Source organism: Reyranella sp. (assembly GCF_004297265.1).
Taxonomy (GTDB): Bacteria; Pseudomonadota; Alphaproteobacteria; order Reyranellales; family Reyranellaceae; genus Reyranella.
This window is the reverse complement of sequence record NZ_SCUT01000003.1, coordinates 202,498-227,604: the sequence shown is the minus strand read 5'-3', so window position 1 is coordinate 227,604 and position 25,107 is coordinate 202,498. Positions and strand designations below refer to the sequence as shown.

Sequence of the window (25,107 nt, the reverse complement as noted above, 5' to 3'; positions counted from 1 at the left end):
TGGATTTCCTCAGTTGGGTGTCGGCGCCGCGGGATCGAGCAGCTTTTCGCTCTTGAGCTCGCTCCACAGCTCGACCGGAATCTTGACGCTCATATGCGCCACGTTCTGCTTCACCTCGGCGATGCTGAGCGCGCCGGGGATGACGGCGCAGAAGGCGGGATGGAACAGAGGGAACTGCATCGCCGCGGCGCCGAGCGGCACGCTATGACGCTGGCAGACCGCCTCGATCTTCTGCGCCTTCTCGACCAGGTGCTGTGGCGCGGCCACATAGTCGTGCGTCGTGCCCGGCTTCACATTGCCGGTCAGGATGCCGGAATTGTACGGCCCGCCCAGGATCACCGAGACGTTCCGCTTCAGGCACTCCGGCAGGAACTCCTCCAGCGCGCCCTGTTCGAGCAGGGTGTAGCGGCCTGCCAGCAGCATGCAGTCGAAATCGCCGGCCTTGACGAAACGCGTGCTGGTGTCGCTCTCGTTGATGCCGACACCAATCGCGGAAATGATTCCGGCCTTGCGCAGCTCGTCGAGTGCACGGAAGCCAGAGTCCATCACGGTCTTGAAACGCTCGTCGAGGAGGGCGCGGTCCTTGATCGTCCAGAAATCGACGTCGTGGACCAGCGCGATGTCGATCCTGTCGATCCCCAGCCGCAGGTGCGAGTGCTCCAGCGAGCGCATCACGCCATCGTAGGTATAGTCGAACTCCGGCACGAAGCCCGGCAGGCCGTTCTCGCGGAAATCCTTGGGCAGGATCTCGCCTAGCTTCCGAACATGCAGGATGCGGCCGATCTTGGTCGAGAGCACATAGCTGTCGCGAGGCTTCTCGCGCAGGGCGGCGCCCATGCGCAGCTCGCTGCGTCCGTAGCCATAGAAAGGCGAGGTGTCGAAGTAGCGGATGCCGGACTCGTATCCGTCGTTGGTGAGCTGCACCGCCTCTGCATCGGGAATGGTGGCGCGGAAACCGCCCATCGGCGCGCCTCCCAGCCCGATCTCGGTGACTTCGAGTTTCGTCTTCCCGACCTTCCGGCGCTTGAGCGCTGTCATGTTCGTTTCCTCCGAGGACGGACGAGAGTACGAATTGCCTCCGCGCAATGCCACAGGAGTTCCCATGTCCGACGAGCGCCTCGTTCTGCACGGCAGTTTCACGTCGAGCTCGAGCTACAAGCCGATGCTGTTCCTGGCACTCTCGGGCCTGCCGTTCTCGTTTCGCACGGTCAACCTGAAGAACGGCGTGCAGAAGGAAGCGGCGCATCTCGCGATCAACCGCTACGGCCAGGTGCCGGTGCTGCGCCATCGCGGGCTCACCCTGGTGATGTCGAACGTGATCCTCGACTATCTCGCGCGCACCACCGGGCACTTCGAGCCGAAGACCGAGCAGCATCGCTGGCAGGCGCGCGAGTGGCTGTCGTGGGAGAACGACGCCATCACCAACGTGGCCCGGGTCCGCCATTTCGCGCGCTTCCGCCCCGACGTGTCGCAGGACATCGTAAATTTTTTCCGCCCGCAGGCCGAGGCGGCGCTCGACTTCGCCGACAAGGCACTGGCCGGTCGCGAGTGGCTGGTGGGCGATGCCTGCTCGATCGCCGACATCGGCTGCTGGGGCCGCATGGTCTTCGCCCACGAAGGCGGCCTGTCGATCGATTCGCGGCCGAACCTCGCCGCGTGGCGGGACCGGATCAAGGCACTGCCGGGCTTCGCGCTGCCCTACGACCTGATCCCGAAGAAGGATACCGAGTTCGAGGGACGTTAACCGTCATCTCGACCGGAGCCGCGCAACGCGCGGCGTAGCGGAGAGATCTTCTCTCGGCGATCTGCCGGCATTTGGTGGAGCGAAGGTCTCTCCGCTACGCCTCGCTACGCGAGGCTTCGGTCGAGACGACGGCTATTGTAAGGACGGATATTGTCAAGCCGCCTGCTGCCCCTCGACGGTCGGCCCTTCGCTCATTGTCGTGGTGCGGCGCATGTCGCGGACGATGTTGAGGTCGTCGAAGCGGCGGACGCGGTGCATGGTCGTGCGGTTGTCCCAGATCACGAAGTCGTTCTTCGTCCAGCGATGGACGTAGACGAACTGCGGTTGCGTCGCGTGTTCCATCAGGTCGCGGATGAAGGCCATGGCCTCCGGCTTGGGCCAACCGACGATGGCGCCGATATGGGCCGACAGGAGCAGAGACTTCCGGCCGGTCACCGGGTGCGTGCGCACCAGCCGGTGCAGCACCGGCTTCATGCTGTGGCGTTCCTCGTCGGTGAAGTTGGTGAAGCCCAGCTGACCGCGCGAGTAGATCAACGAGTGCTCGCAGACCAGGTCTTCGATCTCGGCTTTGGTCGCGTCGTCGAGCGCGTCGTAGGCGGCGCGCATGTCGGCGAATTCGGTGTTGCCGCCGTCGCGGGTCACGATGCGCCCGCTCAGCAGCGAATAGCGCGCGGGCACGATGCGGAAGGTGGCGTCGGAGTGCCACAGCCGGTTGCCGAGGGCCGCCATACGGCGACGGTCGTCGCGTTCCAGCTTCCGGTTCTGCTTGTCGAGGTTGGACACGTCGGCGAAGGCGGTGTGCAGGCGCATGTTGGAAGCGGTGATGGCCGTGTTGGCGCCGGCCTGCAGCGGACCGAAGTTCTTCGTGAAGGCGAGCTGCTGCTCGTCGGTCATGTCCTGGCCGGGCAGCACCAGCACGGCATACTTGTCCATGCCGGCCTCGACCGCCGCGACATCGGCCGGCGTCAGCGGCCGCGTCGCATCGATGCCGCTCATCTCGGCGGCGAACAGGGGCTGCTGAGGCTGGAGCGGACGCGTCTCGATCGACAATGGGACCTCCCTTGGGAAAGGAACCCCTAGCGCAGGGCAGCCGCGATGTTACCACCGTCCACGGTCGTGACAGCGCCCGTCGTCTTCGCCGCTTTGGCCAGCGAAACGAAAGCCTGCGCCACATCGTCGGCCGTCACTTCGAGGCCGAGCAGGTTGCCGCCCATATAGTCGGCCTCGCTGAGGCCGCGCGCCTTGGATCGCTGTGCGATCATTTCGTCCGTCAGGAGACCCGTGCGGATGCGATCGGCATTCACGGCATTGGCGCGGATGCCGTCGCCGCCGTGATCGAGCGCGTACTGGCGCATCAGGAACAGGGTCGCGGCCTTGGGCAAACCATAGGGTCCGAAGTCCGGTCCCGGGTTCACCGCCTGCTTGGAGGTGTTGAACAGCAGGCAGCCGCCAAGATTCTGGGTCCGCATGATGCGGACCGCGTTCTGTGCCACGCTTTGATGCGCCCAGAAATTGAGTTCGAAGCTTTTACGCAGCACCGACTCGTCGACATCGCCGATGCGGCCCTGCCAGGCCGCGCCGGCGTTCGACACCACGATGTCGACGCCGCCGAAGGTCGCCGCGACCTTGTCGAAGGCGTCTCGCACCGACTGCGAATCGGTCACGTCGCAGGCAACCGCGAAGCCTTTCACCTTGGAGACGTCGCGGTCGAGCACCGCGACCTCGGCGCCCTCGCGTGCGAAGGCGGCAGCGGTCGCGGCGCCGATGCCCGAGGCGCCGCCCGTCACGACCACGATGCGCCGCGCCAGTGGCTTTTCGGCGGCGCTGCTGAGCTTCGCCTGTTCGAGCGACCAGTATTCGATGTCGAAGATGTCGGGCTCGGGAATGCACTCGTAAGTGCCCAGCCGCTCGGCGTCGGCGATCACCGCCACCGTCGTCTCGGCGAGGTCGGCTGCGATCCTGGCATCCTTCGAGCTGTTGCCGATGCCGAACAGGCCGACGCCCGGCACCAGCGCGACGCGCGGGATCGGATCCAGCTCCTTCTTCGCCGTGACCTGCTTGCCGTTGTAACGCGTGAAGTAGGCGTGATAGTCGGCGGCGAACTTCTCAAGCGCCGCCTTGGCCTCGCTCTTGAATGCGTCGAGCTTGCCGGCCTCGGGCGCGGGCGCGATGAAGGCCACGTTCTTGGTGCGGATCGCATGGTCGGGGGTCACCGGACCCTGCTGGCTGTAGCGCGCGATTTCCTTGCCGTTCACGTAGGCCAGGATCTCCGGCGAGCTGCGGAACTCGAACACGAAACGCTGCGCGGCCTCGCGGCCGCCGGCCTTTGCCGGCAAGGAGAACAGGCCACGCAGGATCGGCGCGATCTCCGCCGCCGTCGCAGGGTTGGCGGGCAAGGTGGCGCCGGGGAAGATCTTGCGTGTCGCCTTGGCGAGACGCTGCTCGGCCATGGTCACGAGATCGATCATGCGGACATAGGCTTCCTCCGCCGTCGCGCCCATCGAGAAGATGCCGTGCTTCAGCAGGATCAACCCCTCGACGTCCGGATTGGCTTTTGCGATTTCGGCGGTCTTCTTGGCAAGCGCGAAGCCCGGCATGACATACGGCACAAGCGCCGCGCGCTTGCCGTAGAGGTCGGCGGCCAGCTCGGCGCCATCGGGCTGGTCGGTCAGCGCCAGTACGGCGTTGGAATGGGTGTGGTCGATGAACTTGTGGGGCAGGAAGGCGTGCAGCAGCGTCTCGACCGAAGGATTGGGCGCCTTGCTGTCGAGCAGGTTGGCGCGCTGCACGTTGACCATGTCCTCGTCGCTGAGCGCCTGCAGCCCCTGCAGCTCGCGCAGAGGGGCGAGACGGACGGCGGGCAGGCCGGGCGCCTCGATGGTGCCCATGTCCCAGCCGCTGCCCTTCACGCAGAGCACGTCGAGCGGCTGGCCGGTGACGTCCGCCATGCGCGTCTTTACCGAAGTGTTGCCGCCGCCGTGCAGCACGAGCTTCGGCTCGCCGCCCAGCAGGCGCGTCGTGTAGACCCGCAGGGCGAGGTCCTCGCCGATGCCCTTGGCGGCGTGGCTTGCGATGGCTTGCCGGGCGTCGACGCCGGACCAGAGGTTCTTCATGGCGCTGCCTATTCTCCCGGCTCGATCCCGGCATCCTTGGCGATCTTCACCCAGGTCGCGATCTCCTGCTCCTGGTAAGGCTTGAACTGCGCGGGATCGCGCGGCTCGACGGTGAAGCCCAGCTTGTCGATCTTCTCGACGACCTCGGGCTTCTTCAGGCTCTTCATGATCTCAGCCGACAGACGGTCGAGCGCCGGTTGCGGAGTGCCCGCCGGCGCGAAGAAGGCGGCCCACGAGGAGGCGTTGGCGCCGGTGACGCCCTGCTCCTCGAGCGTCGGGACGTCGGGGAGATGCGGATTGCGCTTGGCGCTGCCGATCGCGATGGCGCGGATCGTGCCCGCCTTGATCTGGGCCAGCACGCTGGGCAGCGTCGAGTTCGAGATGTCGATGCGGCCGCCGACGAGGTCCTGTACCAGCGGCGGCGCACCGCGATAGGGCACCTGGGTCATCTTGGTGCCGGTGCGCGCCATGAACAGTTCGGTCGACAGATGGGAGCCCGAGCCGATGCCGGTGGAGCCGTAGTTCAGCTCACCGGGCTTGGACTTGGCGAGCGCGATCAGCTCCTGGATGTTCTTCACCGGCAGGTCCTTGCGCACGACGAAGACATGCTCGAAGGCGCCGGCGCCGGCCAGCGGTGCGAAGTCCTTCACCGCGTCGTAGCCCGGCTCCTTCAGCATGAACATGTTGTTGCCGTGTGTCTGGTTGTTGCCGAAGGTGATCGTCTGTCCGTCCGGCTTCGCTTTGGCGACGGCGCGCGTACCGATGGCGCCGGCGCCGCCCGAAATGTTCTCGACCACGACCTGCTGGCCGAGGGGGCCGGAAATGTCGGCGGCCACGATGCGCGCGATGACGTCGGTGGGGCCGCCGGCCGGATACGCCACGACCATCTTGATGGGGCCGGACGGTTGCCAGGCCGATTGTGCGTTCTGGGCGAAAGCGGTTTTCACGAAGGGCGCGGCCAGCAGGCCGGCGCTGAACAGACGGCGCTTGATCATGATGAGATTTGCTTCCTAGGCGTGTGAAATGACGATCTTGCCGAAATGCTTCTGGCTCTTGAGGTGCCGGTAGGCGGCCGGGGCTTCGGCGAACGGGAACACCTTGTCGATGACGGGCTTCAGGCCGTTCGCCTCGATGGCACGGTTCATCGCCTCGAACATCTGCGTGCTGCCGACGTAGAGGCCCTGGACCTTGAGGTTGCGGCGCAGGATCGGCATCGGATCGAGCGTCGCCATGCCCGACAGGAGGCCGATCACGGCGATCGAGCCGCCGAGCCGCGTCGCCATGAAGGAGCGCGGGAGGGTGCCGGCGCCGCCGACCTCGACCGTGATGTCCGCACCGCGGCCATTGGTGAGCTTCAGCGCTTCCTGGTCCCAGTCCGGTGTCGCCTTGTAGTCGATCACCGCCTCGGCTCCCATCTGCTTCAGGCGCTCGGCCTTGGCGGCGGAGCTCGAGGTGCCGATGACGCGCGCGCCGAACATCTTCGCGAACTGCAGCGCGAAGATGGAGACACCGCCCGTGCCCTGGATCTGCACGGTGTCGCCGGCCTTGAGGTGGCCGATCTCGACCAGAGCGTTCCAGGCCGTGACGGCGGCACAGGGGAGGGTGGCGCCCTCCTCGTAGCTGAGATGCGCCGGCAGCTTCACGACGCCTTCTTCTTCCAGCACCGCGAGTTCGGTCAGCATGCCGTCGATCGCGCCGCCCATGGCGGAGGGCATCGCGCTCTCGCTGATGGCGCCGCCGAACCAGCGCTGCATGAAGCAGCCCGCGACACGGTCGCCGACCTTCACGCGGCTGACCCCGGGACCGACCGCGACCACCTCGCCCGCACCGTCCGACAGCGGGATCAGGTCCGGCTTGGGGGCCGACCGTGCATACTGCGCCTCGATGGTGAGCAGGTCACGGTAGTTGAGAGACGTTGCCTTGACCCGCACGAGAACCTGCCGAGGCCCGGGTGTCGGTTCCGGCCGCTCGACCAGAGTGAGCGACTCGATGCCTTTGGGGGCGGGGATGACGTAGCATTTCATGGGTTGGCTCCTGTAAGCGCAGGCGCTTGAATGGCGCACACTACAACGCCCCGCACATTGTCATCCCGAGCGCAGCGAGAGACCTCTGGTTGGCGGCCGGAAAGGTCCCTCGCTGCGCTCGGGATGACAACGGTGGTGGTGCAGGCGGGGTGCGCCATCGTCACTTGGCGTCGCCCTTCAGTTCGACGATGGTCTTGGCCATGACGGCCTCCTGGTCCCAGGGGAAAAGGATCCAGGTATCCTGGCTGACTTCGGTGACGTAGCTGTCGACCACCGGCCGGCCGGCGGGCTTTGCATACACCGTGGCGAAATGGGCCTCCGGCAGCATCGCACGGACGGCGCGGGCAGTGACGCCTGTGTCAACCAGGTCGTCGATGATCAGCCAGCCCTTGCCCTTGTCCTGCTCGGCGGAGGTGCCCTTCAGCAGTTCCACCTTGGCGCCGCGCTCCATGCGGTCGTAGGTCGAGCAGCAGACGGTGTCGATCAGCCGGAGATTCAGCTCGCGCGCCACGATGGCCGCCGGGACCAGTCCGCCGCGGGTGATCGCGACCAGGCCCTTGAATGGCCCGAGGTCGGCCAGCCGCCAGGCGAGCGCCCGGGCGTCGCGATGCAATTCCGTCCATGAGACGGGGAACATCCTGTTGTAGCCAGCGCTTCCCGCCATGCGATTTCGTCCCTGGATCCTGTCCGGTTTGGCTTGCCCCTACGGGAGGGCTGCACTAACACCTTCGGCCGGAGCATAGAAGCGCGTGCTGCCCGAAAACAGGGCACGCTGGGAAAATGGTACGGGGACCGTTGCACAATGGGATTTGAGCTGACGCCCGCTTTCTGGAGCGGTCTGACCCAGATCATTCTGGTGAACATCATCCTGTCGGGCGACAACGCCCTCGTCATCGCGCTGGCATGCCGGAACCTGGAAAAGAAGCACCAGCGGCCCGCCATCATCATCGGCAGTGGCGGCGCCATCCTCCTGCGAATTCTGTTCGTCCTGATCGTCGACTACCTGTTGTCGATCCCGTTCCTGAAACTCTGCGGCGGCCTCCTGTTGTTGTGGATCGGCGTCAAGCTGGTGCAGGGAGAGGAAGAGGGCGAGGACGGCGTCAAGGCGGCCAGCTCGCTGATGTCGGCCATCCGCACCATCATCATTGCCGACGCCGTGATGAGCCTCGACAACGCGATCGCCATCGCCGCCGCCGCCAAGGGCGACACGACGCTGATGGTGCTGGGCCTCATCATCTCCATTCCGCTGATCGTATTCGGCGCCACGCTGATAATGGCGCTGCTCAACCGCTTCCCGGTCATCGTCATTGCCGGCGGTGCGCTGCTGGGCTGGATCGCGGGCGAGGTGCTGGCCACCGACCCGGGCTATGCCGCCAAGCTCAACGCCCTCACGCCGCACGCCAAGACGATCCTCGAGGTCGGCTGCGCGGTGCTGGTCGTCGCGGTCGGCTACTTCCTCCAGCAGCGGGCCAAGAAGAAGCACCAGGAGCACGATCCGGTGGATCTCGCGGCCGACAAGGGCAAGGAGTAGGGGAAATGCACAAGATCAATGCCATCCTCGTCGCCGTCGACGGTTCGGAGACCTCCGATCGCGCGGTCCAGCACGCGCTCGACATGGTCGCGACCGGCTGCGCGGCCGAGCTGCATCTGCTGAACGTGCAGCCGAGCGTCGGCGGCGCCGTGTCGACCTTCGTGTCGCGTGAACAGATCGATTCCTATCACCGGGAAGAGGGCGAGAAGGCCCTGGCCTCGGCGGTGGCGCTGGCCCAGAAGGCCTCGGTGGCGGCCAGGAAGCATGTCGGCGTCGGCCGCCAGGGCGAGATCGTCGCCGATTTCGTCCGGAAGCTGGGCGCGGGCCTGGTGGTCATGGGCACCCGCGGCCATACCGGTCTCACCGGCGTCCTGCTGGGCTCGGTTGCGCAGGACGTGATCGCGCACTCCAAGGTGCCCGTAACGCTGGTCAAGTAGCCATACCGCCCGGGACGGCGTAGAACGCGGGCCCTGCAGGAGGACCGCGTTTGGCCGAGGAGATGTGGCGACACGAGGCGCTGGCGCCTTATGCGACTCTGCCGTGGCAGAGCAAGGGGCGCTATCATCGCGAGGCCGAGTCGCCGAGCCGCAGCCCGTTCCAGCGCGACCGTGACCGCATCATCCATTCGACGGCCTTCCGGCGGCTGAAGCACAAGACGCAGGTCTTCGTGTTCCATGAAGGCGATCACTACCGCACGCGCCTCACCCATTCGCTGGAAGTCGCCCAGATCACGCGCACGATCTGCCGCGTGCTGCGCCTCGACGAGGATCTCGGCGAGGCCGTGGCGCTCGCACACGATCTCGGCCATACGCCGTTCGGCCATGCCGGCGAGGAGGCGCTGCACGGCGTCATGGCGCCCTATGCCGGCTTCGACCACAACGCCCAGACCCTGCGTATCCTCACCAAGCTCGAGGACCGCTATGCCGAGTTCAACGGCCTGAATCTCACCTGGGAGGCCCTCGAGGGCGCGGTGAAGCATAACGGCCCGCTGCTGAAGCCCGGGCGGGCGCTGGCGGATCTGCCGGCGGCCATCGTCGAATACTGCCAGGACCACGATCTCGAGCTCGACGGCCATGCCGGGCCGGAGGCGCAGGTCGCGGCGCTCAGCGACGACATCGCCTACAACAACCACGACATCGACGACGGCTTGCGCGCCGGACTGTTCGAGGTCGGGGACCTGCTCGACCTGCCGCTGGTCGGCGAGATGTTCTCGCTGGTGAGCGACACGTATCCCGGCATCGACCAGACCCGCCTGATCCACGAGGCGGTACGGCGTGTGATCAACGCCATGGTCGAGGACGTGGTGGCCGAGTCACGGCGCCGGCTCACGGAAGCCGCGCCGAAATCGGTGGCCGACATCCGCACCCTGGGACGGCCTGTTGTGGCCTTTTCGGAAAGGATGGCCGAGACCGAGAGGACCGTGAAGCGCTTCCTCTACACGCGCATGTACGAGCACTGGAAGCTCAACCGCTCGCATTCCAAGGCCCGCCGGGTCGTGGTCGACCTGTTCGACCTGCTGTTCGCCGAGCCCAACTGCCTGCCCTCGCCGTGGCGCGAGAAGGCCGAGCAGGCCGGAACCCACGCCCGCGCCCGCGTCGTGGCGGACTATATCGCCGGCATGACCGACCGCTTCGCCCTTGACGAGCACAGGCGGCTGTTCGACCTCTATTCCTGAGCCGGCTCCAGGCGCGCCCGGATGACAAAGGGCGCGGATTCGGCAATACCCGCCCCATGAATCCCTACCGTCATTTCATCGGCGAGATCGTCGCTTCGCTCCAGTCGATGCAGGCCGCGGGCGAACTGCCCGAAAAGCTCGATTTTTCCGCCATCACCGCCGAGCCGCCGCGCGATCCGGCGCATGGCGACATCGCGACCAATGCGGCGATGGTCCTGTCCAAGGCGGCGGGCAAGAAGCCGCGCGACATCGCCGAGCCGCTGCTCGCCCGCCTCAAGGCCAATCCCGACGTGGTCGACGGCGCGGTGGCGGGGCCGGGCTTCCTCAATCTCAAGATCGCCGACGGCTTCTGGCGTGCGCGCCTCGGCGACTGCCTGAAGGCCGGGGTCGCTTATGGCGATTCGACGATGGGTAAGGCCGAGAAGGTGAACGTCGAGTATGTCTCGGCCAACCCGACGGGCCCGCTGCACGTCGCGCATGCGCGCGGCGCCGTCGTGGGTGACGCGCTGGCCAACCTGCTGCACAAGGCGGGTTACGACGTCACCAAGGAATATTACATCAACGACGCGGGCGCTCAGGTCGACAAGCTCGGCCAGTCGACCTACCTGCGCTACCGCGAGGCACTCGGCGAGACGATCGACTCGATCCCCGAGGGACTCTATCCCGGCGAGTATCTGAAGGACGTCGGCGCCGCGATCGCCCGGCGCGACGGCGCGCGCTGGATCGGCAAACCGGAGGCCGACTGGCTGCCCGAGATGCGGGCCTTCGCCATCGCCACGCTGATGGCCGAGATCAAGGCCGACCTCGAGACGCTCGGCGTCCGTATCGACGTCTTCTCGTCGGAGCGCGCCCTTGTCGAGAGCGGGGCCGTCGACCGCGCCTTCGAGGAGCTGACGAAGCAGGGCCTCATCTACCAGGGCCGGCTCGAGCCGCCGAAGGGTCAGCTTCCGGACGACTGGGAAGACCGCGAGCAGACTTTGTTCCGGGCCACAAAGTTCGGCGACGAGGTCGACCGGCCGCTCAAGAAGTCGGACGGCAGCTGGACCTACTTCGCCAACGACATCGCCTATCATCACGACAAGTACCGGCGCGGCTTCGCCGACATGATCGACGTGTGGGGCGCCGACCATGGCGGCTACGTCAAGCGCATGAAGGCGGCGGTGAGCGCCATCACCGGCAAGCAGGGCGAGCTCGACGTGAAGCTCTGCCAGCTTGTGCGCGTCATGCGCAACGGCGAGCTGGTCCGCATGTCCAAGCGCGCCGGCACATTCGTGACCCTGCGCGATCTCCTCGACGAGGTCGGGCCCGATGTCGTGCGCTTCACCATGCTCACGCGCAAGAACGACGCGCCGTTCGACTTCGACCTCGTGAAGGCCACCGAACAGTCACGCGACAACCCCGTCTGGTATGTCCAGTATGGACATGCGCGGACGCGCTCCGTGATGCGCCAGGCCACGGCCGCGGGCATTGCGGTCGAGGGTCTCGCCGGCGCGCCGCTCGACCGCCTCTCCGACGCGGGCGAGCTCGCGCTGATCCGCATGATCGCCCAGTGGCCTCGCCAGGTCGAAGCGGCGGCGGTGGCGCACGAGCCCCATCGCATCGGCTTCTATCTGTACGACCTGGCGGCCGCCTTCCACTCGCACTGGAATCGGGGACGGGAGGAGCCGGGCCTGCGTTTCGTGATCGAAGGCGATTCCGATCTCACGCGGGCGCGACTGGCGTTGGTACAGGGAATCGGATTTGTGATAGGATCAGGTTTAAAGGTCTTCGGCGTAACACCCGTCGAGGAAATGAGATAAGAAATGCATGTTCGCCGGTCCCCCTCCGGCGACGGACCAACGATCTACCGGCCCAACGAGTCGGTAGCTGTGCGGCTCGATCCTCCGCCTCGGCCCGTCGCGCATGAACCCGATTCAATTCCGCCGCCGCCGCGGGACTCGCTGCTCATGCGGGTCAACAGACGTCGTGGCCAGATCCTCACGGTGATGGTCTCTGTCGCCGCCATCGCAAGTTTCGGTTCGGTGGTCTGGTGGGCGCACAACCAAGACGTCAAGGCGGGCGGCAAGGGACTGGAGCCCCTGGTCGTGCAGGCGCCGACCACCCCGGCCCGGATCAAGCCCGAGAATGCCGGCGGCCTGGTGGTGCCCAACCAGGACAAGGAAGTCTTCAACCGCATCGCTCCCGGCGCCGTCCCCGCCCAGCCCGAGAAGCTGCTGCCGGTCGCGGTGACGCCGAAGCTGCCGGCCAACGGCTTGCCGCTGCCGGCCTCGCTGCCCAAGGAAGCCGAAGTCGCCAAGACGCCGACGCCGCTGCAAACGGCGTCGACAACCGGCGGCCCGACGCCGGCGCCGGCCGTCAGTGAACCAAAGGTTCCGGCCAATCCGCCCAACATGCAGCCGGCGACCAACACGCCGACCACGACCGAGAGCGGGCCCAGTATCGCCAGCCTGATCGAGAACATGTCCGGTCCGACCGGCGGCTGGCGCATCCAGGTCGCTTCGGTGAAGAACGAGGACGTCGCCAAATCGACCTGGGCGCGGCTGCAGAGCGCGCACGGCGAGCAGCTGGCGAACCTGCGCATGCAGGCTGTCCGCGTCGATCTCGGAGAACGCGGCGTATGGTATCGCGTGCAGGCGGGCCCGCTCGACGAGAAGCAGGCCCATTCCGTCTGTGCTTCGCTGAAGGCCCGCAAGGCCGACTGCGTCTCGGTCCCGCCCGCCCGCTAGGGCCTTCCGATGTGGATCGAAACGTCGGAATTCGGAATCAATCTCTTCCCCATTCAGATGGGGAAGTGCCCCGTCAGACGGGGCGATGGGGGCATGCGCGTCCGTGCCAATTCTCTGACCCCTCCGTCGGCTTCACCGACACCTCCCCATTTGAATGGGGAGGGACGTGATTCTGCTTCACCCGGAGAGGCTCTAGGGAGGATTCCCGGATGAGCCGGCCGCGCGCCCTGATCCTGGGCTGCGCCGGAACCGAGCTGTCGGCGGAGGAGCGCGCCTTCTTTCGTGACGCCGATCCGCTGGGCTTCATCCTGTTCGCCCGCAATGTCGGCACGATCGAGGGCACGCGCCGGCTGGTCGACGATCTCCGATCCTGCGTCGCGCGCGGCGAGGCGCCGGTCCTGATCGACCAGGAAGGTGGCCGGGTCGCCCGGCTGCGTCCGCCGAACTGGCGCAAGGCGCCGCCGGCCCGGCTGCTGGGCGAACTCTATGCCCGCGATCCCGACGCCGGGCTCGAGGCGACCCGGCTCAATTCCCGGCTGCTCGCGGCGGACGTCGCGTCGATTGGCTGCGACGTGGACTGCCTGCCCGTGCTCGACATCGCATTTCCCGAGACCCACGCCGTGATCGGCGACCGCGCTTACGCCGACCGGCCCGAGCCGGTGGCAGCGCTGGGCCGGGCGGCGGCCGAGGGGTTGCTGGCCGAGGGCGTGATGCCGGTCATCAAGCATATCCCCGGGCACGGCCGCGCCACGGTGGACAGCCATGAGGCATTGCCCAGGGTCACGGCCACGCGCGACGAGCTGGAACGGACCGACTTCGTGCCGTTCAAGCTGCTCTCGGACCTGCCCTGGGCGATGACCGGCCACCTCCTGTTCGACGCCATCGATCCGACGGACTGCATCACGGTTTCGGCAGGTGCCGTGCAGGACGTGATCCGGACCCATATCGGCTTCGACGGGCTGCTGCTGTCGGACGATCTCTCGATGCAGGCGCTGGGCGGGTCGCTGGGCGAGCGGGCGGCGCGGGCGCTGGCCGCCGGCTGCGACATCGCCCTCCACTGCAACGGCCGGATGGCGGAAATGGTCGAGATCGCGGGCCGTACCGGTCCGATGACCGAGCGTGCCCATCGACGTTTTCAGGTCGGGCGCAGTTTCCTCGCCCGCCATCGCGATCCCGCCGGCGCCCGGGGACTCGCCGAGGCGGCCCGGCGGATTGCCGAACTCCTGCCGGAGTGGGGATAAGGCGGGGCCAAATCATGTGGCGGTAGGCGCTTCCGCTCACTAAACCGGAACTGCATGAACGAACCCGCAAGCCCGCCCCCCGAGGAGGCGCCGGTCGCCGATGGCGACGCCGCGCCGGCCGAGGCGACTCCGGCCACGGGCGCTGCTGCCGACGCCTTCGCCGCGACCGGACCTGACGTCATCGCGCCGGGCGAGGGTGAGCTGATCGTCAATCTCGAAGGCTTCGAGGGCCCGCTCGACCTGCTGCTGAGCCTGGCGCGGGACCAGAAGGTCGATCTGCGCAAGATCTCGATGGTGGCGCTGGTCGACCAGTACCTGGCCCACATCCACCAGGCCCGCCGCCTGCGGCTGGAACTGGCCGCGGACTATCTCGTGATGGCGGCCTGGCTCGCCTATCTGAAGTCGCGGCTGCTGCTGCCGGAGCCGCCGGCCGGCGAGGAACCGTCGGGCCAGGAGATGGCGGACGCGCTGCAGTGGCAGTTGCGCCGCCTCGAGGCGATGCAGGAGGCAGGTGCGCGGCTGATGGCGCGGCCGCAGCTCGGCCGGGACGTCTTCTCGCGCGGTCAACCCGAAGGCATCGTCGTCGTGCGCCGCGCCGTCTGGGACGTGAAGCTCTACGACCTTCTCAGCGCCTACGGCTCGCAGGTCCGGCCGAAGGATGCCGACACCTACCAGATCAAGCCGATGGAGTTCTTCTCGGTCGAGGAGGCTGCGGAGCGGCTGGGGCGCATGCTGGGCATCGCCATCGACTGGCAGTCACTCGAGGCTTTCCTGCCGGCCGGCCTCACGGATCCGGCCCGCCGCCGCTCGGCGATCGCCGCGACCTTCGTGGCCGGCCTGCAGCTCGCCAAGGACGGTCAGATCGAGCTGCGTCAGAGCGAGCGTTTCGGCCCCATCCATCTGCGTAAACGTACCGAGCAGCAGTGACGGTTCCCGCCATGTCAGACATCGAAAACCCCAACTCCGCCGTCGAGGAGCCCGACACGCTCGAGCCCGTCCGTGACCAGGCCGCCGACAAGGAGGAGGCCGCCGAGGAGAAAGCCGGACAGGAGAAGGCCGAAGAAGAAAAGGACGATGACGACGAGGAGTCGGACGACGACGAGTCCGGGTACGATGATGATTCGGACGACGATGACGACGACGATGATGCAGACGAGGTCGGCGGCGACGACACGCCAGCGAAGGCCGACGCCGTGGAAGAAGCGTCGGAGCCGGTCGAAACGTCTGCCGATGCCGTCATAGAGACTGTCGCCGCCGAGGCCGTCGTGGTCTCGGCCATTGCTGCGTCGGCCGCCGTCGCGCAGGCGACCGGCGAAAACGTCACCAACGTCGGTTCGCCGGATCATGCCCAGCATCTGCGCCTGCTCGAGGCGCTGATCTTCGCCGGCGCCCAGGCGCTGGACGAGAAGGAGCTGGTCGACCGCCTGCCCGACGATGCCGACGTGAAGCGCCTGCTGGCCGATCTGGCGGAACTCTATGCCGGCCGGGGCGTGAACCTCGTGCAGGTGGCGGGCGGCTATGCCTTCCGTACGGCGCCCGACCTCTCCGAGAAGCTCAAGATCGAGAAGCCAGTGACGCGCAAACTGTCGCGGGCCTCGGTCGAGACGCTGGCCATCATCGCCTATCATCAGCCGGTGACGCGCGCCGAAATCGAGCAGGTCCGTGGCGTGGGTTTGAGCAAGGGCACCCTCGACCTGCTGTTCGAGCAGAACTGGATCAAGCCGATGGGCCGCCGCCGGGCGCCCGGCAAGCCGGTGACCTGGGGCACGACGGATTTCTTCCTCGAACATTTCGGCCTGCCGAGCCTCGACGATCTGCCCGGCCATGAGGAATTGAAGGCCGCCGGGCTCTTGGATGCCCGCTCGCAGCCCCCCATATTCAGGCCTGACGAGCCCGATCTGCCGCTCGAACCGACGGAGGACGAGGCCGACGAGCCCCTCGCCGTCGAGGAAGGCCCCGCGGAAGCCGGGCGTTGACGCCCCAGAACCACCTTATTCGGCAGGTTGCCGGGGCTTCGGAACGGGTGCCATAATCGGCACACGTAATTCGACACGCCGATTGCAATCGATCTTGGGAGCATTGTGAAATGGGAAGCTTCAGCATTTGGCACTGGCTGATCGTGCTGGCCGTCGTGCTGCTGCTGTTCGGCGGTCGCGGCAAGGTCTCGCAGCTCATGGGCGACTTCGGCAAGGGCCTCTCGGCCTTCAAGAAGGGCGTCGGGGGCAGCCAGGAAGAGACACCGCCGCAGGCTCAGCCGGGTGCACAGCCGGGCGACAGCGCCAAGCCGATCTCGGCCCAGGCGACGACCACCCCGCCGGGCGGAACGGTCCACCACCAGGATAGCGCCGCCAAGGTCTAGAGCGGCGACGTGAGGGCCTGACCGGCCATGTTCGGCATCGATAGTCCTGAGCTACTGGTCATTGCGGTCGTGGCGCTCGTCGTCATCGGCCCCAAGGAACTGCCCGGCATGCTGCGCAGCTGGGGCAAGTGGATGGCCCAGATGCGTGGCATGGCCGCGGAATTCCGCGGCCATGTCGACGAGATGGTGCGCCAGGCCGACCTCGACGACGTGAAGAAGCAGCTCACTAACACGCCCGGCCTCGACCTGCAGGCGCTCGACCCAACGCGCGAGATCAAGAGCGCGATCCAGGAAGGCATGGCCGAGGGCGAGAAGGCCATGGCCGAGGCCAAGACCCAATTCGACAATCCTCTGGCCGACAATCCCCTGGTCGAGCCGGAATCGGCCCCCCAGATCGCCGCCGAACCGGCGCCGGATTTGGCCACGCCGGTCCTGGCTGCGACCGCTCCCGCGGAGCCGGCTGCCGTACCCGAGGCCGTGCCTGCAGTCGAAGAGAAGCCGGCCAAGGCCGTTGCGGCCGGCTGAGCGCCAACTTGCGCTTTGAATTGCGCGCCAAAGGGCGGCATAACGCGGCTCCCATGCTGCGACGTGATCCGTGACCCAGGCATACGACGGACCTGAAGACGACAAGCCGATGCCGCTGCTCGATCACCTGATCGAGCTGCGCAAGCGCCTGATCTATGCGCTGATCTGCTTCTTTGCCGTCTTCTTCGTCACTTTCTACTTCGCCAAGCCGATCTTCTCGTTCCTGATCCAGCCGGCGCTGGCCGACGGCTACAAGGTCATCGTCCTCGACATCTTCGAGTTCTTCTTCGTCACGGTGAAGCTGTCGGCCTTCGTGGCGCTGATCGTGGGCTTCCCGCTGATCGCGGTGCAGATCTGGCTGTTCGTCGCGCCGGGCCTCTATCGCCACGAGAAGCGCGCCTTCGTGCCGTTCCTGGTGGCCACGCCGTTCATGTTCTATGCCGGCTGCGCGCTGATGTATTACATCGTGCTGCCGTACGTGATCAATTTCATGCTGACGCAGTACGCGCCGCCCGACATCGAGAAGACGCTGAGATCGTCGGACTATCTCGAACGCATCCTGCAGCTCGTCTTCGCCTTCGGTTTCGCCTTCGAGGTCCCGGTCCTGCTGACCCTGCTGATCCAGGTCGGTATCGCCACCACCGAGGGGCTGAAGTCCAAGCGCCGCTATGCCATCGTGGTGGCCTTCGTCATCGCCGCCGTGCTGGCGCCGCCCGACGTGGTCAGCCAGATCGCGCTGGCGGTGCCGCTGATGGCCTTCTACGAGATCAGCATCCTGATCGGCGGCGTGATCGAGCGGAAGCGCGCGCGCGAGGACAAGGCGGCCGAGGAGGCCGAAAAGAAGGCCGAGGAAGCCGGCAAGAGCGGCGAGGCGTCCGGCAGCTAGCCATGCACGACATACGTTTCATCCGAGAGAACCCCGAGGCGTTCGACGCCGGCCTGAAGAAGCGCGGTCTGGCGCCGCTTTCGGCCGAGATCCTGGAGATCGACAGGCGGCGCCGCGCCGCGATCTCGGACAGCGAGGCCATCCAGGCGAAGCGCAAGGCGCTCAGCCAGCAGATCGGCATGGCCAAGCGCAAGGGCGAGAACGCCGACGCGCTGATGGCCGAGGTCGCCTCCCTCGAACAGAGCCTGAAGGAAGGCGAGAACGAGGCCAGCCGTCTCGACGAGGAGCTGCGGATCCGGCTTGAGGTCGTGCCCAACCTGCCGTTCGAGGACGTGCCCGAGGGGGCCGACGAGACCGGCAATGTCGAGATTCGCCGCGTCGGCAACCAGCGCAATTTCAGCTTCCCGCCGAAGGATCACGTGGCGCTGGGCGAGGCGACCGGCAACATGGATTTTGCCGCCGCCGTGAAGATCTCCGGCTCACGCTTCGTATTCCTGAAGTCGCATCTGGCGCGGCTGGAACGGGCGCTGGCGCAGTTCATGCTCGACCTGCATACGGTCGAGGGCGGCTACACAGAGGTCAATCCGCCGTTGCTGGTGAAGGACACTGCCGTCTATGGCGTCGGCCAGCTTCCGAAGTTCGCCGAGGATATGTTCCACACCGACAACGGCTTCTGGCTGATCCCCACCGCCGAGGTCTCGCTCACCAACCTGGTGAACGACATGGTGCTGGAGGAGAAGGAGCTGCCGCTGCGCTTCACCGCCTTCACGCCCTGCTTCCGTTCCGAGGCGGGATCGGCCGGCAAGGACACGCGCGGCATCATCCGCCAGCACCAGTTCCCCAAGGTCGAGCTGGTGAGCATCACCACGCCCGAGCAGTCGGCCGCCGAGCACGAGCGCATGACGGAGTGCGCGGAGCAGGTGCTGAAGCGCCTCGGCCTCGCCTATCGCACCGTGGTGCTGTGTGGTGGCGACATGGGCTTCGGGTCGCGCAAGACCTACGACATCGAGGTCTGGCTGCCCGGCCAGGATGCCTATCGCGAGATTTCAAGCTGCTCGAACATGGGCGACTTCCAGGCCCGGCGCATGAACGCGCGCTATCGGCCGAAGGAAGGGAAGGGCACGCGCTTCCTGTGCACGCTGAACGGATCGGCTCTCGCCGTCGGCCGCACCCTGGTCGCGGTGCTGGAGAACTACCAGAACGAGGACGGCTCGGTGACGGTGCCTGACGCGTTGCGTCCCTACATGGGCGGGCTCGAACTCGTTCCTGCGCCCGCCCGGAAATGAAGGTCGCCAACCTCTCCAGGGCGCGCATCCTCGTCACCAACGACGACGGAATCCATGCGCCGGGCCTCGAGGCGCTGGTCGAGATCGCGACGCAGCTTTCGAGCGACGTCTGGATCGTGGCGCCCGAGGTCAACCAGAGCGGCGCCGGCCATTCCCTTTCGCTGTCGCGGCCGATCCGCGCGCGCGAGGTGAGCGAGGGCAAGGTTGCGGTCGACGGCACGCCGACCGACTGCGTGCTGTTCGCCGTCAAGCACCTGATGAAGGACCGCAAGCCCGACCTCGTCCTGTCGGGCGTCAATCGCGGCACCAACATCGCCGACGACGTGACCTATTCCGGCACCATCGCGGCGGCCATGGAAGGCTGCCTGCTGGGTATCCCGTCGATCGCCTTCAGCCAGGCCCACATGTACGACCATCCGGTGAAATGGGGCACCGCGACAGCCCACGGCGCCGCCGTGGCACGCCGCGTGCTGGCACTCGACTGGCCGCGCAACGTGCTGGTCAATATCAATTTTCCCGATGTCGTCGCGGGCTCGGTCCGCGGCGTGCGGGTGACCCATACCGGCACGCGCGGCTTCGGCGGCCATATCGTCGAGCGCAAGGATCCGCGCGGCGGCACCTATTACTGGATCGGCTACGCTCCGCAGGAGAGCGAGATCGACGAGGCGAGCGACATCGCCGCCGTGCGGTCGGGCCACATCTCGGTGACCCCGCTGCACCTCGACCTGACCCACGAGAGCATGCGCCGCAAGCTCGTCGCTGAGTTCGAGGCGCAGCCCGTCGACCTCGACTAGAGGACGGCCCCGTGAACGTTCCCGCCATGCAGCGCCTGATCGCCGAGCTGCGCAACTCGGGCATCACGGACGAGAACGTGCTGGCGGCGATCGCCTCGGTCGACCGCGAGCGCTTCGTGACGCAGACCTTCGCCGAGCGGGCCTGGGAGAACACGGCGCTGCCCATCGCCTTCGGCCAGACGATCAGCCAGCCGCTGGTGGTCGCCGCCATGACCGAGGCGCTGCGGGTCGGCCCGCGCATGAAGGTGCTCGAGATCGGTACCGGTTCGGGCTACCAGGCGGCCGTGCTGGCCAAGCTCGCGCGCCGCGTCTACTCGGTCGAGCGCTTCAAGCCGCTCTCCAAGGCCGCCGAGCGGCTGCTGCTGGATCTCGGAATCTACAACGTCGTGGTCGACATCAACGACGGCAGCAAGGGCTGGCCGGGCCAGGCGCCGTTCGACCGCATCATCGTCACCGCCGCCGCCGAGGAACGTCCGCAGGCGCTGATCGACCAGCTCGCCGTCGGCGGTATCCTGATCGTTCCCGTGGGCCGCGACCCCACCTCCCAGGTCGTCGAGCGCATCGTGAAGAGCGAAAGCGGCCTGCAGCGTGACACGCTGATGCCGGTGCGCTTCGTGCCGCTGGTCGCGGGTCCGTTGCCGGTCCTGGGGCAGGGCTGAAAGCGGTCCTGTCTGCCTACCGGTCGAACGGCACGGTGAGGGCTCGGGGCGGCGATTGCGGGCCGACGAGGCCGGACACCGCGAGCAGCGCCAGAAGGTAGGGCAGCATGATCAGCAGCGCCGCAGGCAGGAAGTCGACGCCGAGCGCCGGCAGCTGGAACTGCAGCGACGAGGCGACCCCGAACACCAGGCAGGCGACGACCGTGCCGCCGACTCTCCAGCGCCCGAAGATCACCGCCGCGAGGGCGAGATAGCCGGCACCCGAGGTCATGTTCTCGGTGAAGGTGTGGATGTCCGCCAGCGAATAGACGGCGCCGCCGAGGCCCGCGGCCAGGCCGGTAACCATCACGGCGAGCCATCGGACGCCGATCACCGAGGCGCCACTCTTGTCGACGGCACGGGGTTCGTTGCCCGCTGCACGCAATGCCAGGCCCGCGGTCGTGCGATAAAGCAGGGTGGCGATCAGCAGCGCCACGACAGGGGCTGCATAGACGAATCCGGATTGCATGAAGAGCGCAGGTCCCATGACCGGCAGGTCGGCGAGGCCTGGTATCACCACCTTGCCGAAGCCAGGAATCGTGAAACCTGCGTTGCGACCGAAGATCGTGCGCGAGGCGATCGTTGTGAGCCCCAGGACCGCGATGTTCAGCCCGATGCCGGAGACGATCTGGTTGGCGCGCAGCAAAATGCTGAACACACCCTGGAGAGCGGCCACCGCGGCGGAGAAGAGGAGAGCCGTCACGAGCCCGAGGACGGGCGATCCGGTGAGATAGCAGCCCAGAGCGCCACCGAAGGCGCCAGCCAGCATCATGCCTTCGAGACTGAGATTGAGCAGGCCGGCCTTCTCGCTCACGAGTTCGCCCAGTGCCGCCAGCATCAAGGGGGCGGCGAGGCGGATCGCCGATGCGGCCAGTACGATCAGGAGAGCGTCGTTCATGCCGGCCGCCTTGCCTGCCGCAGGCGCAGGAATTCTGCCGCCGCGACGGCCAAGATCACCAGTCCCTGCATGGTGAGCACGACGGCGGAGGGAACTCCCGCCGCGATTTCCATGCCGATGCCGCCGGAGCGCAGGAAGCCGAACAGCAGGGCGAAGAGGAGAACCGCCGGGGCCGAACCGCGCGCCAACAGGCCGACCACGAGCCCGTCGAAGCCGTAGCCCGAGGTGAAGCCGGCCTTAAGGTTGTACTGCTCGCCCTGAATCATGAAGGCGCCGGCGAGGCCACCCAGGGCGCCGCTTGCCAGCATCACGCCGATCGTCAGGCCGCCGATCGAGAGGCCGGACCTGCGGGCGGCCGCGGCGTTGAGGCCGATCGCCTGCAGCCGCATGCCCCAGACCGTGTGCGCCATCACGATGTAGACGACGACGGCGAGCGCTAGCACGGCCAGCACGCCCTGATGCATGGGGGCGGACAGCATGCCGAGGATTGCGGAGGAAGGAATGTCCTCTGATTCCGGCAGGGACGTGGAGCTGGTGCGCGGCTGCCGGAGCAACGCGTCGCTGTGCACCGACCAGTAGACCAGCCACCATGCGACGAAGCTCAACAGCAGAGTGCTGATCACTTCGTTGGTGCCGCGCTTCACCTTCAGCCATCCGGCAAGTGCCGCCCACAGTCCGCCCGCCAGTCCCCCGGCCAGCGCTGGCAACACGATGCCCAGTCCAAGCGGCAGCGTGCCGGCATCGGTCCTGAGCGCAACGGCGGTGGCGATCAGGCCGCCCATCGCCATCTGGCCTTCGCCGCCGATGTTGGTGAGATTAGCGCGGAACGCCAGAATGAAGCCCAGCCCGACCAGCGCGAGAACCGCGGCGCGATTGACGGATGCGCCGATCGCGTAGGGTGTTCCGACCGCCCCTTGCGCGAAGGCGGACAGCGCGGCGGGCAGCGACGGTGCGAGCGCCGACATCAGGAGCAGACCGGCCGTCAGCGCCAGGACGACGGCGCCCGCGGAAGATGCTGCGAAGCGATGCAGGATATCGCCCATGGTCGTCATGCATGGCCCGACATGAGGGCGCCGAGAGCCTGCCGGTCATAGGTCCCGGCGGCCTGCTCGCCGATGATGCGACCGCGATACATCACCACGATGCGGTCGCAGATCGACAGGAGATCGTCTAGTTCGCTGGATATCAGCAGCACGCCCGCACCGTCGCGCGTGACCGATTGGATATGGCTGTAGGTGGCGCGCGTGGCACCGATGTCCAGGCCGCGTGTCGGTTGGGCCGCCACCAGCAGGCGGCGCGTATTCAGCGTGATCTCGCGCGCCAGCACGACCTTCTGCTGGTTGCCACCGGACAGGCTCGCGAACGGCGAGGCCGGCCCCTGGCAGCGGATGTCGAAGCGTTCGATCAGGGTCTGGGTGGCGCGGCGCATCGCCTTGCGATCGACGAACGGTCCCTGCCGGAAGGGATCGAGCGCACCGAGAAAGACGTTTTCGTCGATCGCCATGCCGAGGATGCCACCAAGCGCATGGCGGTCTTCCGGGATGATGCCGACGCCGGCCGCCGAGACGGCGCCGGGTGACGCTCCGGTGAGTTCGATATCCCCGCTGAAATAGCGGCCGGCGGCGAGGGGCAGCAGGCCTGCCAGGGCAAGGCCGAGTTCGGTCTGGCCGTTGCCCTCAACCCCGGCGACGCCGACGATTTCGCCGGCGGCGACCAGCAGGGTGAGGTTTTCGACCTTCTTCGTGCCAAGCCCGTCGACGATCTCCACGCCGTCCAGCATCAGCGCGGCTGCCGGCACCGGCATGCCCTTCTGGCCGAACACGATCCGGCGACCGAAAGGCGTTCCTGCCGCATCGAGGTCGGCGACCTGCTCGCCGACGATTGCCGTGGCCAGCGCCTGGCGGCTGACTTGGTGGCCGCTGGACTGCAGCGTCACGCGGCCGCGCCGGAGCACGGTGATGCGGTCGGCGACGCGTGCGATCTCCGCGAGCTTGTGCGTCACCAGCAGGATCGCCTTGCCGGTCGCGGCCATGCGTTCGATCAGGTCGAGCAGGGAATCGATCTCGCTGGGCGGCAGCACGGCGGTGGGCTCGTCGAGCACCACGATCTGCGGGTCGCGTGCCAGGCATTTCAGGATCTCGACCTTTTGCCGCTGGCCGACCGACAGTGTCGCGATCGGTGCATCGAAGGGCACGGTGATTCCGAACCGCTCGGCCGTCGCCGCGAGCCGGGTATGCTCGCGCCTGCGGTCGAACCGGCGCCACCCCGCGCCCAGACAGAGATTCTCCAGGACCGTGAGCTCCGGCACCAGGCTGAAATGCTGGTGCACCATGGCGATGCCGGCGGCCAGCGCATCGGCCGGGCCGCGCGGCCGGTAGGGTGCCTCGCCAAGCGCGAGACTGCCGCTGTCCGGCGTGTGCAAACCGAAGATCAGATTGCAGAGCGTCGACTTTCCCGCGCCGTTCTCGCCCAGCAGGCAATGGATCTCTCCCGGCCGCAGTGCGAGGTCGACATCGGCCAGTGCCTGGAGCGATCCGAAGCGCTTGCCGACGCCTGTCGCCGTCAGGGCTGGCGAGGGCACGGGCGACGTCGCGGTCGACACCATGCGCTCCCCATCCTGCTTCAGGACGGCGACTTCAGCCATCGAGAGTAACGATCTTGCCGTCGATGATCGCCTTCTTGATTTCGTCGACCTTGGCCTTGATCGCAGCGTCGGGTGTGCCGCACAGCACCATGTCGCTCGCCTCGGGACCGGCCTTCAGGCCGAACGAGGCGGGGCCCGGCTTCCAAGTGCCCTCGACGAACGACTTGACGGCATAGTCGACAAGATATCCGACGCCCGTGCGCGAATAGGCGATGTAAAGCGGGTCGGAGCCACAGGCGGGCAGCGGTCCGCCGATCATCTTGGTGCCCTTTTCGCGGGCGGCCTGTTCGATGCCGGGCAGTCCCTTGTTCATCACATGGACATGCACGTCGGCGCCCTGGGCGATGGTGGCGAGGGTCGCCTCCTTGGCCTTCGCCACGTCGTCGAAGCTGCCGGTGAAGACCACGATTGTCTTGATGTCGGGACGCGCATACTTGGCGCCCTTCTCGAATTCCTTGCTGGCGTTCACGACGCCGGGGATCTCGAGGCCCGCGACGAAGCTCACCGTGCCCGTCTTGCTCGACATCGCGGCCACGGCGCCCGATACGAAGTTGATCTCGGCCTGGCGCATGTCGTACTGCGCCATGTTGGTGGCCTCGGTGATCTTGGCACCGCCGACCAGGTTGAACTTCACGTCGGGGAAACGCTTGGAGACCTTGGTCATCGCCGCCTGCGAGGCGCCGCTGACGGCGACCACGAACTTGTTGTTCGTCGCGAGCTGCGTCAGGGCCTGTTCCATGTCAGCGTAGTTGATGTTCTCGATGACCTGCACCTTGCCCTTGGTCCCGTAGGTCTCCTCGACTTTCTTGGCGCCGCCATAGGCCGATTGCATGAAGCCCTTGTCGGTCTGCGACCCCGGCACGAGGATGCCGACCTTGACGTCCTGGGCGCCGACTGGTGTCGCCGCGGCAAGCAGTGCGCCCAGGGCGATGCCGGTCAGAAGTCTTCTCCGCATGTTGATCA

General features: G+C 67.0%; 25 protein-coding genes. 15 read left to right on the top strand and 10 right to left on the bottom strand.

Going from position 1 to position 25,107, the window contains the following annotated elements; all coding sequences use genetic code 11:
• Nucleotides 1–9 precede the first annotated feature (9 nt).
• A complete protein-coding gene (locus EPO41_RS01380; protein ID WP_296319432.1) occupies nucleotides 10–1,038 on the bottom strand; it encodes an aldo/keto reductase in 1,029 nt (342 codons plus the stop codon).
• Between the two features lie 64 nt (nucleotides 1,039–1,102).
• On the opposite strand from EPO41_RS01380, the gene EPO41_RS01375 reads away from it, so the two are divergent.
• The gene (locus tag EPO41_RS01375) at nucleotides 1,103–1,744 is read left to right on the top strand and encodes a glutathione S-transferase family protein (protein WP_296319430.1); all 642 of its coding nucleotides are present in this window, start codon (nucleotides 1,103–1,105) and stop codon (nucleotides 1,742–1,744) included.
• 153 nt (nucleotides 1,745–1,897) lie between these two features.
• Here the strand turns inward: EPO41_RS01375 and EPO41_RS01370 are convergent, their stop codons facing one another.
• The 5 genes from EPO41_RS01370 to gpt all read right to left on the bottom strand — a co-directional run bounded on the left by EPO41_RS01370 (nucleotide 1,898) and on the right by gpt (nucleotide 7,545).
• Nucleotides 1,898–2,794: a TauD/TfdA family dioxygenase gene (locus EPO41_RS01370; protein ID WP_296319428.1), complete on the bottom strand. Its 897-nt coding sequence runs from the start codon at nucleotides 2,792–2,794 to the stop codon at nucleotides 1,898–1,900.
• Between the two features lie 26 nt (nucleotides 2,795–2,820).
• Nucleotides 2,821–4,857 (bottom strand): bifunctional aldolase/short-chain dehydrogenase, encoded by a 2,037-nt coding sequence (locus EPO41_RS01365; RefSeq protein WP_296319426.1) that lies wholly within the window; start codon nucleotides 4,855–4,857, stop codon nucleotides 2,821–2,823.
• A gap of 8 nt (nucleotides 4,858–4,865) precedes the next feature.
• Nucleotides 4,866–5,852, bottom strand: a complete 987-nt coding sequence (locus tag EPO41_RS01360) for a tripartite tricarboxylate transporter substrate binding protein (RefSeq protein ID WP_296319424.1) — start codon at nucleotides 5,850–5,852, stop codon at nucleotides 4,866–4,868.
• Nucleotides 5,853–5,867: 15 nt separating this feature from the next.
• The gene (locus tag EPO41_RS01355; protein ID WP_296319422.1) at nucleotides 5,868–6,881 is read right to left on the bottom strand and encodes an NAD(P)-dependent alcohol dehydrogenase; all 1,014 of its coding nucleotides are present in this window, start codon (nucleotides 6,879–6,881) and stop codon (nucleotides 5,868–5,870) included.
• A 160-nt stretch (nucleotides 6,882–7,041) separates the two neighbouring features.
• Complete coding sequence (gene gpt / locus EPO41_RS01350; protein WP_296319420.1) at nucleotides 7,042–7,545, bottom strand: xanthine phosphoribosyltransferase; 504 nt, start codon at nucleotides 7,543–7,545, stop codon at nucleotides 7,042–7,044.
• A 138-nt stretch (nucleotides 7,546–7,683) separates the two neighbouring features.
• Here gpt and EPO41_RS01345 point away from each other — a divergent pair, with 138 nt between their 5' ends.
• The 14 genes from EPO41_RS01345 to EPO41_RS01280 all read left to right on the top strand — a co-directional run bounded on the left by EPO41_RS01345 (nucleotide 7,684) and on the right by EPO41_RS01280 (nucleotide 20,563).
• Entirely contained in the window at nucleotides 7,684–8,412 is a 729-nt protein-coding gene (locus tag EPO41_RS01345) for a TerC family protein (protein WP_296319418.1), read from the top strand.
• 5 nt (nucleotides 8,413–8,417) lie between these two features.
• Nucleotides 8,418–8,849, top strand: coding sequence for a universal stress protein (locus tag EPO41_RS01340; RefSeq protein ID WP_296319416.1), 432 nt, complete (start codon nucleotides 8,418–8,420; stop codon nucleotides 8,847–8,849).
• A 62-nt stretch (nucleotides 8,850–8,911) separates the two neighbouring features.
• On the top strand, nucleotides 8,912–10,087 hold the full coding sequence (locus EPO41_RS01335) for a deoxyguanosinetriphosphate triphosphohydrolase (RefSeq protein WP_296319555.1): 1,176 nt from the start codon (nucleotides 8,912–8,914) through the stop codon (nucleotides 10,085–10,087).
• A 56-nt stretch (nucleotides 10,088–10,143) separates the two neighbouring features.
• A complete protein-coding gene (argS, locus tag EPO41_RS01330; RefSeq protein ID WP_296319415.1) occupies nucleotides 10,144–11,886 on the top strand; it encodes an arginine--tRNA ligase in 1,743 nt (580 codons plus the stop codon).
• A gap of 147 nt (nucleotides 11,887–12,033) precedes the next feature.
• Nucleotides 12,034–12,813, top strand: coding sequence for an SPOR domain-containing protein (locus tag EPO41_RS01325; RefSeq protein ID WP_296319414.1), 780 nt, complete (start codon nucleotides 12,034–12,036; stop codon nucleotides 12,811–12,813).
• A 209-nt stretch (nucleotides 12,814–13,022) separates the two neighbouring features.
• On the top strand, nucleotides 13,023–14,054 hold the full coding sequence (gene nagZ / locus EPO41_RS01320) for a beta-N-acetylhexosaminidase (RefSeq protein WP_296319412.1): 1,032 nt from the start codon (nucleotides 13,023–13,025) through the stop codon (nucleotides 14,052–14,054).
• 54 nt (nucleotides 14,055–14,108) lie between these two features.
• Entirely contained in the window at nucleotides 14,109–14,981 is an 873-nt protein-coding gene (locus tag EPO41_RS01315) for a ScpA family protein (protein ID WP_296319410.1), read from the top strand.
• An 11-nt stretch (nucleotides 14,982–14,992) separates the two neighbouring features.
• On the top strand, nucleotides 14,993–16,030 hold the full coding sequence (scpB, locus tag EPO41_RS29715) for an SMC-Scp complex subunit ScpB (protein ID WP_363246938.1): 1,038 nt from the start codon (nucleotides 14,993–14,995) through the stop codon (nucleotides 16,028–16,030).
• A 110-nt stretch (nucleotides 16,031–16,140) separates the two neighbouring features.
• Entirely contained in the window at nucleotides 16,141–16,413 is a 273-nt protein-coding gene (locus tag EPO41_RS01305; RefSeq protein ID WP_296319408.1) for a twin-arginine translocase TatA/TatE family subunit, read from the top strand.
• 27 nt (nucleotides 16,414–16,440) lie between these two features.
• Nucleotides 16,441–16,938 (top strand): Sec-independent protein translocase protein TatB, encoded by a 498-nt coding sequence (gene tatB / locus EPO41_RS01300; protein WP_296319406.1) that lies wholly within the window; start codon nucleotides 16,441–16,443, stop codon nucleotides 16,936–16,938.
• A 70-nt stretch (nucleotides 16,939–17,008) separates the two neighbouring features.
• On the top strand, nucleotides 17,009–17,824 hold the full coding sequence (tatC, locus tag EPO41_RS01295; protein ID WP_296319404.1) for a twin-arginine translocase subunit TatC: 816 nt from the start codon (nucleotides 17,009–17,011) through the stop codon (nucleotides 17,822–17,824).
• Between the two features lie 2 nt (nucleotides 17,825–17,826).
• Complete coding sequence (gene serS / locus EPO41_RS01290; protein WP_296319402.1) at nucleotides 17,827–19,110, top strand: serine--tRNA ligase; 1,284 nt, start codon at nucleotides 17,827–17,829, stop codon at nucleotides 19,108–19,110.
• Nucleotides 19,107–19,904, top strand: a complete 798-nt coding sequence (gene surE, locus EPO41_RS01285; RefSeq protein ID WP_296319400.1) for a 5'/3'-nucleotidase SurE — start codon at nucleotides 19,107–19,109, stop codon at nucleotides 19,902–19,904. Before serS ends, surE begins: the two co-directional genes overlap by 4 nt.
• A 26-nt stretch (nucleotides 19,905–19,930) precedes the next feature.
• Nucleotides 19,931–20,563: a protein-L-isoaspartate(D-aspartate) O-methyltransferase gene (locus tag EPO41_RS01280; RefSeq protein ID WP_296319552.1), complete on the top strand. Its 633-nt coding sequence runs from the start codon at nucleotides 19,931–19,933 to the stop codon at nucleotides 20,561–20,563.
• A 16-nt stretch (nucleotides 20,564–20,579) separates the two neighbouring features.
• Here the strand turns inward: EPO41_RS01280 and EPO41_RS01275 are convergent, their stop codons facing one another.
• The 4 genes from EPO41_RS01275 to EPO41_RS01260 are packed head-to-tail and all read right to left on the bottom strand — an operon-like array spanning nucleotide 20,580 to nucleotide 25,099.
• Nucleotides 20,580–21,500, bottom strand: coding sequence for an ABC transporter permease (locus EPO41_RS01275; protein WP_296319397.1), 921 nt, complete (start codon nucleotides 21,498–21,500; stop codon nucleotides 20,580–20,582).
• On the bottom strand, nucleotides 21,497–22,552 hold the full coding sequence (locus tag EPO41_RS01270; RefSeq protein ID WP_296319395.1) for an ABC transporter permease: 1,056 nt from the start codon (nucleotides 22,550–22,552) through the stop codon (nucleotides 21,497–21,499). Before EPO41_RS01270 ends, EPO41_RS01275 begins: the two co-directional genes overlap by 4 nt.
• Complete coding sequence (locus tag EPO41_RS01265; RefSeq protein ID WP_296319394.1) at nucleotides 22,549–24,144, bottom strand: ABC transporter ATP-binding protein; 1,596 nt, start codon at nucleotides 24,142–24,144, stop codon at nucleotides 22,549–22,551. Before EPO41_RS01265 ends, EPO41_RS01270 begins: the two co-directional genes overlap by 4 nt.
• Complete coding sequence (locus EPO41_RS01260) at nucleotides 24,137–25,099, bottom strand: BMP family protein (protein ID WP_296319392.1); 963 nt, start codon at nucleotides 25,097–25,099, stop codon at nucleotides 24,137–24,139. Before EPO41_RS01260 ends, EPO41_RS01265 begins: the two co-directional genes overlap by 8 nt.
• Nucleotides 25,100–25,107 lie beyond the last annotated feature (8 nt).

What these genes read in the sequence shown, in the direction of transcription:
- EPO41_RS01380 (WP_296319432.1), bottom strand. Translation starts at nt 1,038, where the DNA reads ATGACAGCGCTCAAGCGCCGGAAGGTCGGGAAGACGAAACTCGAAGTC.
- EPO41_RS01375 (WP_296319430.1), top strand. Translation starts at nt 1,103, where the DNA reads ATGTCCGACGAGCGCCTCGTTCTGCACGGCAGTTTCACGTCGAGCTCG.
- EPO41_RS01365 (WP_296319426.1), bottom strand. Translation starts at nt 4,857, where the DNA reads ATGAAGAACCTCTGGTCCGGCGTCGACGCCCGGCAAGCCATCGCAAGC.
- EPO41_RS01360 (WP_296319424.1), bottom strand. Translation starts at nt 5,852, where the DNA reads ATGATCAAGCGCCGTCTGTTCAGCGCCGGCCTGCTGGCCGCGCCCTTC.
- EPO41_RS01355 (WP_296319422.1), bottom strand. Translation starts at nt 6,881, where the DNA reads ATGAAATGCTACGTCATCCCCGCCCCCAAAGGCATCGAGTCGCTCACT.
- gpt (WP_296319420.1), bottom strand. Translation starts at nt 7,545, where the DNA reads ATGGCGGGAAGCGCTGGCTACAACAGGATGTTCCCCGTCTCATGGACG.
- EPO41_RS01345 (WP_296319418.1), top strand. Translation starts at nt 7,684, where the DNA reads ATGGGATTTGAGCTGACGCCCGCTTTCTGGAGCGGTCTGACCCAGATC.
- EPO41_RS01340 (WP_296319416.1), top strand. Translation starts at nt 8,418, where the DNA reads ATGCACAAGATCAATGCCATCCTCGTCGCCGTCGACGGTTCGGAGACC.
- EPO41_RS01335 (WP_296319555.1), top strand. Translation starts at nt 8,912, where the DNA reads ATGTGGCGACACGAGGCGCTGGCGCCTTATGCGACTCTGCCGTGGCAG.
- argS (WP_296319415.1), top strand. Translation starts at nt 10,144, where the DNA reads ATGAATCCCTACCGTCATTTCATCGGCGAGATCGTCGCTTCGCTCCAG.
- EPO41_RS01325 (WP_296319414.1), top strand. Translation starts at nt 12,034, where the DNA reads ATGCGGGTCAACAGACGTCGTGGCCAGATCCTCACGGTGATGGTCTCT.
- nagZ (WP_296319412.1), top strand. Translation starts at nt 13,023, where the DNA reads ATGAGCCGGCCGCGCGCCCTGATCCTGGGCTGCGCCGGAACCGAGCTG.
- EPO41_RS01315 (WP_296319410.1), top strand. Translation starts at nt 14,109, where the DNA reads ATGAACGAACCCGCAAGCCCGCCCCCCGAGGAGGCGCCGGTCGCCGAT.
- scpB (WP_363246938.1), top strand. Translation starts at nt 14,993, where the DNA reads ATGTCAGACATCGAAAACCCCAACTCCGCCGTCGAGGAGCCCGACACG.
- EPO41_RS01305 (WP_296319408.1), top strand. Translation starts at nt 16,141, where the DNA reads ATGGGAAGCTTCAGCATTTGGCACTGGCTGATCGTGCTGGCCGTCGTG.
- tatB (WP_296319406.1), top strand. Translation starts at nt 16,441, where the DNA reads ATGTTCGGCATCGATAGTCCTGAGCTACTGGTCATTGCGGTCGTGGCG.
- serS (WP_296319402.1), top strand. Translation starts at nt 17,827, where the DNA reads ATGCACGACATACGTTTCATCCGAGAGAACCCCGAGGCGTTCGACGCC.
- surE (WP_296319400.1), top strand. Translation starts at nt 19,107, where the DNA reads ATGAAGGTCGCCAACCTCTCCAGGGCGCGCATCCTCGTCACCAACGAC.
- EPO41_RS01280 (WP_296319552.1), top strand. Translation starts at nt 19,931, where the DNA reads ATGCAGCGCCTGATCGCCGAGCTGCGCAACTCGGGCATCACGGACGAG.
- EPO41_RS01275 (WP_296319397.1), bottom strand. Translation starts at nt 21,500, where the DNA reads ATGAACGACGCTCTCCTGATCGTACTGGCCGCATCGGCGATCCGCCTC.
- EPO41_RS01270 (WP_296319395.1), bottom strand. Translation starts at nt 22,552, where the DNA reads ATGACGACCATGGGCGATATCCTGCATCGCTTCGCAGCATCTTCCGCG.
- EPO41_RS01265 (WP_296319394.1), bottom strand. Translation starts at nt 24,144, where the DNA reads ATGGCTGAAGTCGCCGTCCTGAAGCAGGATGGGGAGCGCATGGTGTCG.
- EPO41_RS01260 (WP_296319392.1), bottom strand. Translation starts at nt 25,099, where the DNA reads ATGCGGAGAAGACTTCTGACCGGCATCGCCCTGGGCGCACTGCTTGCC.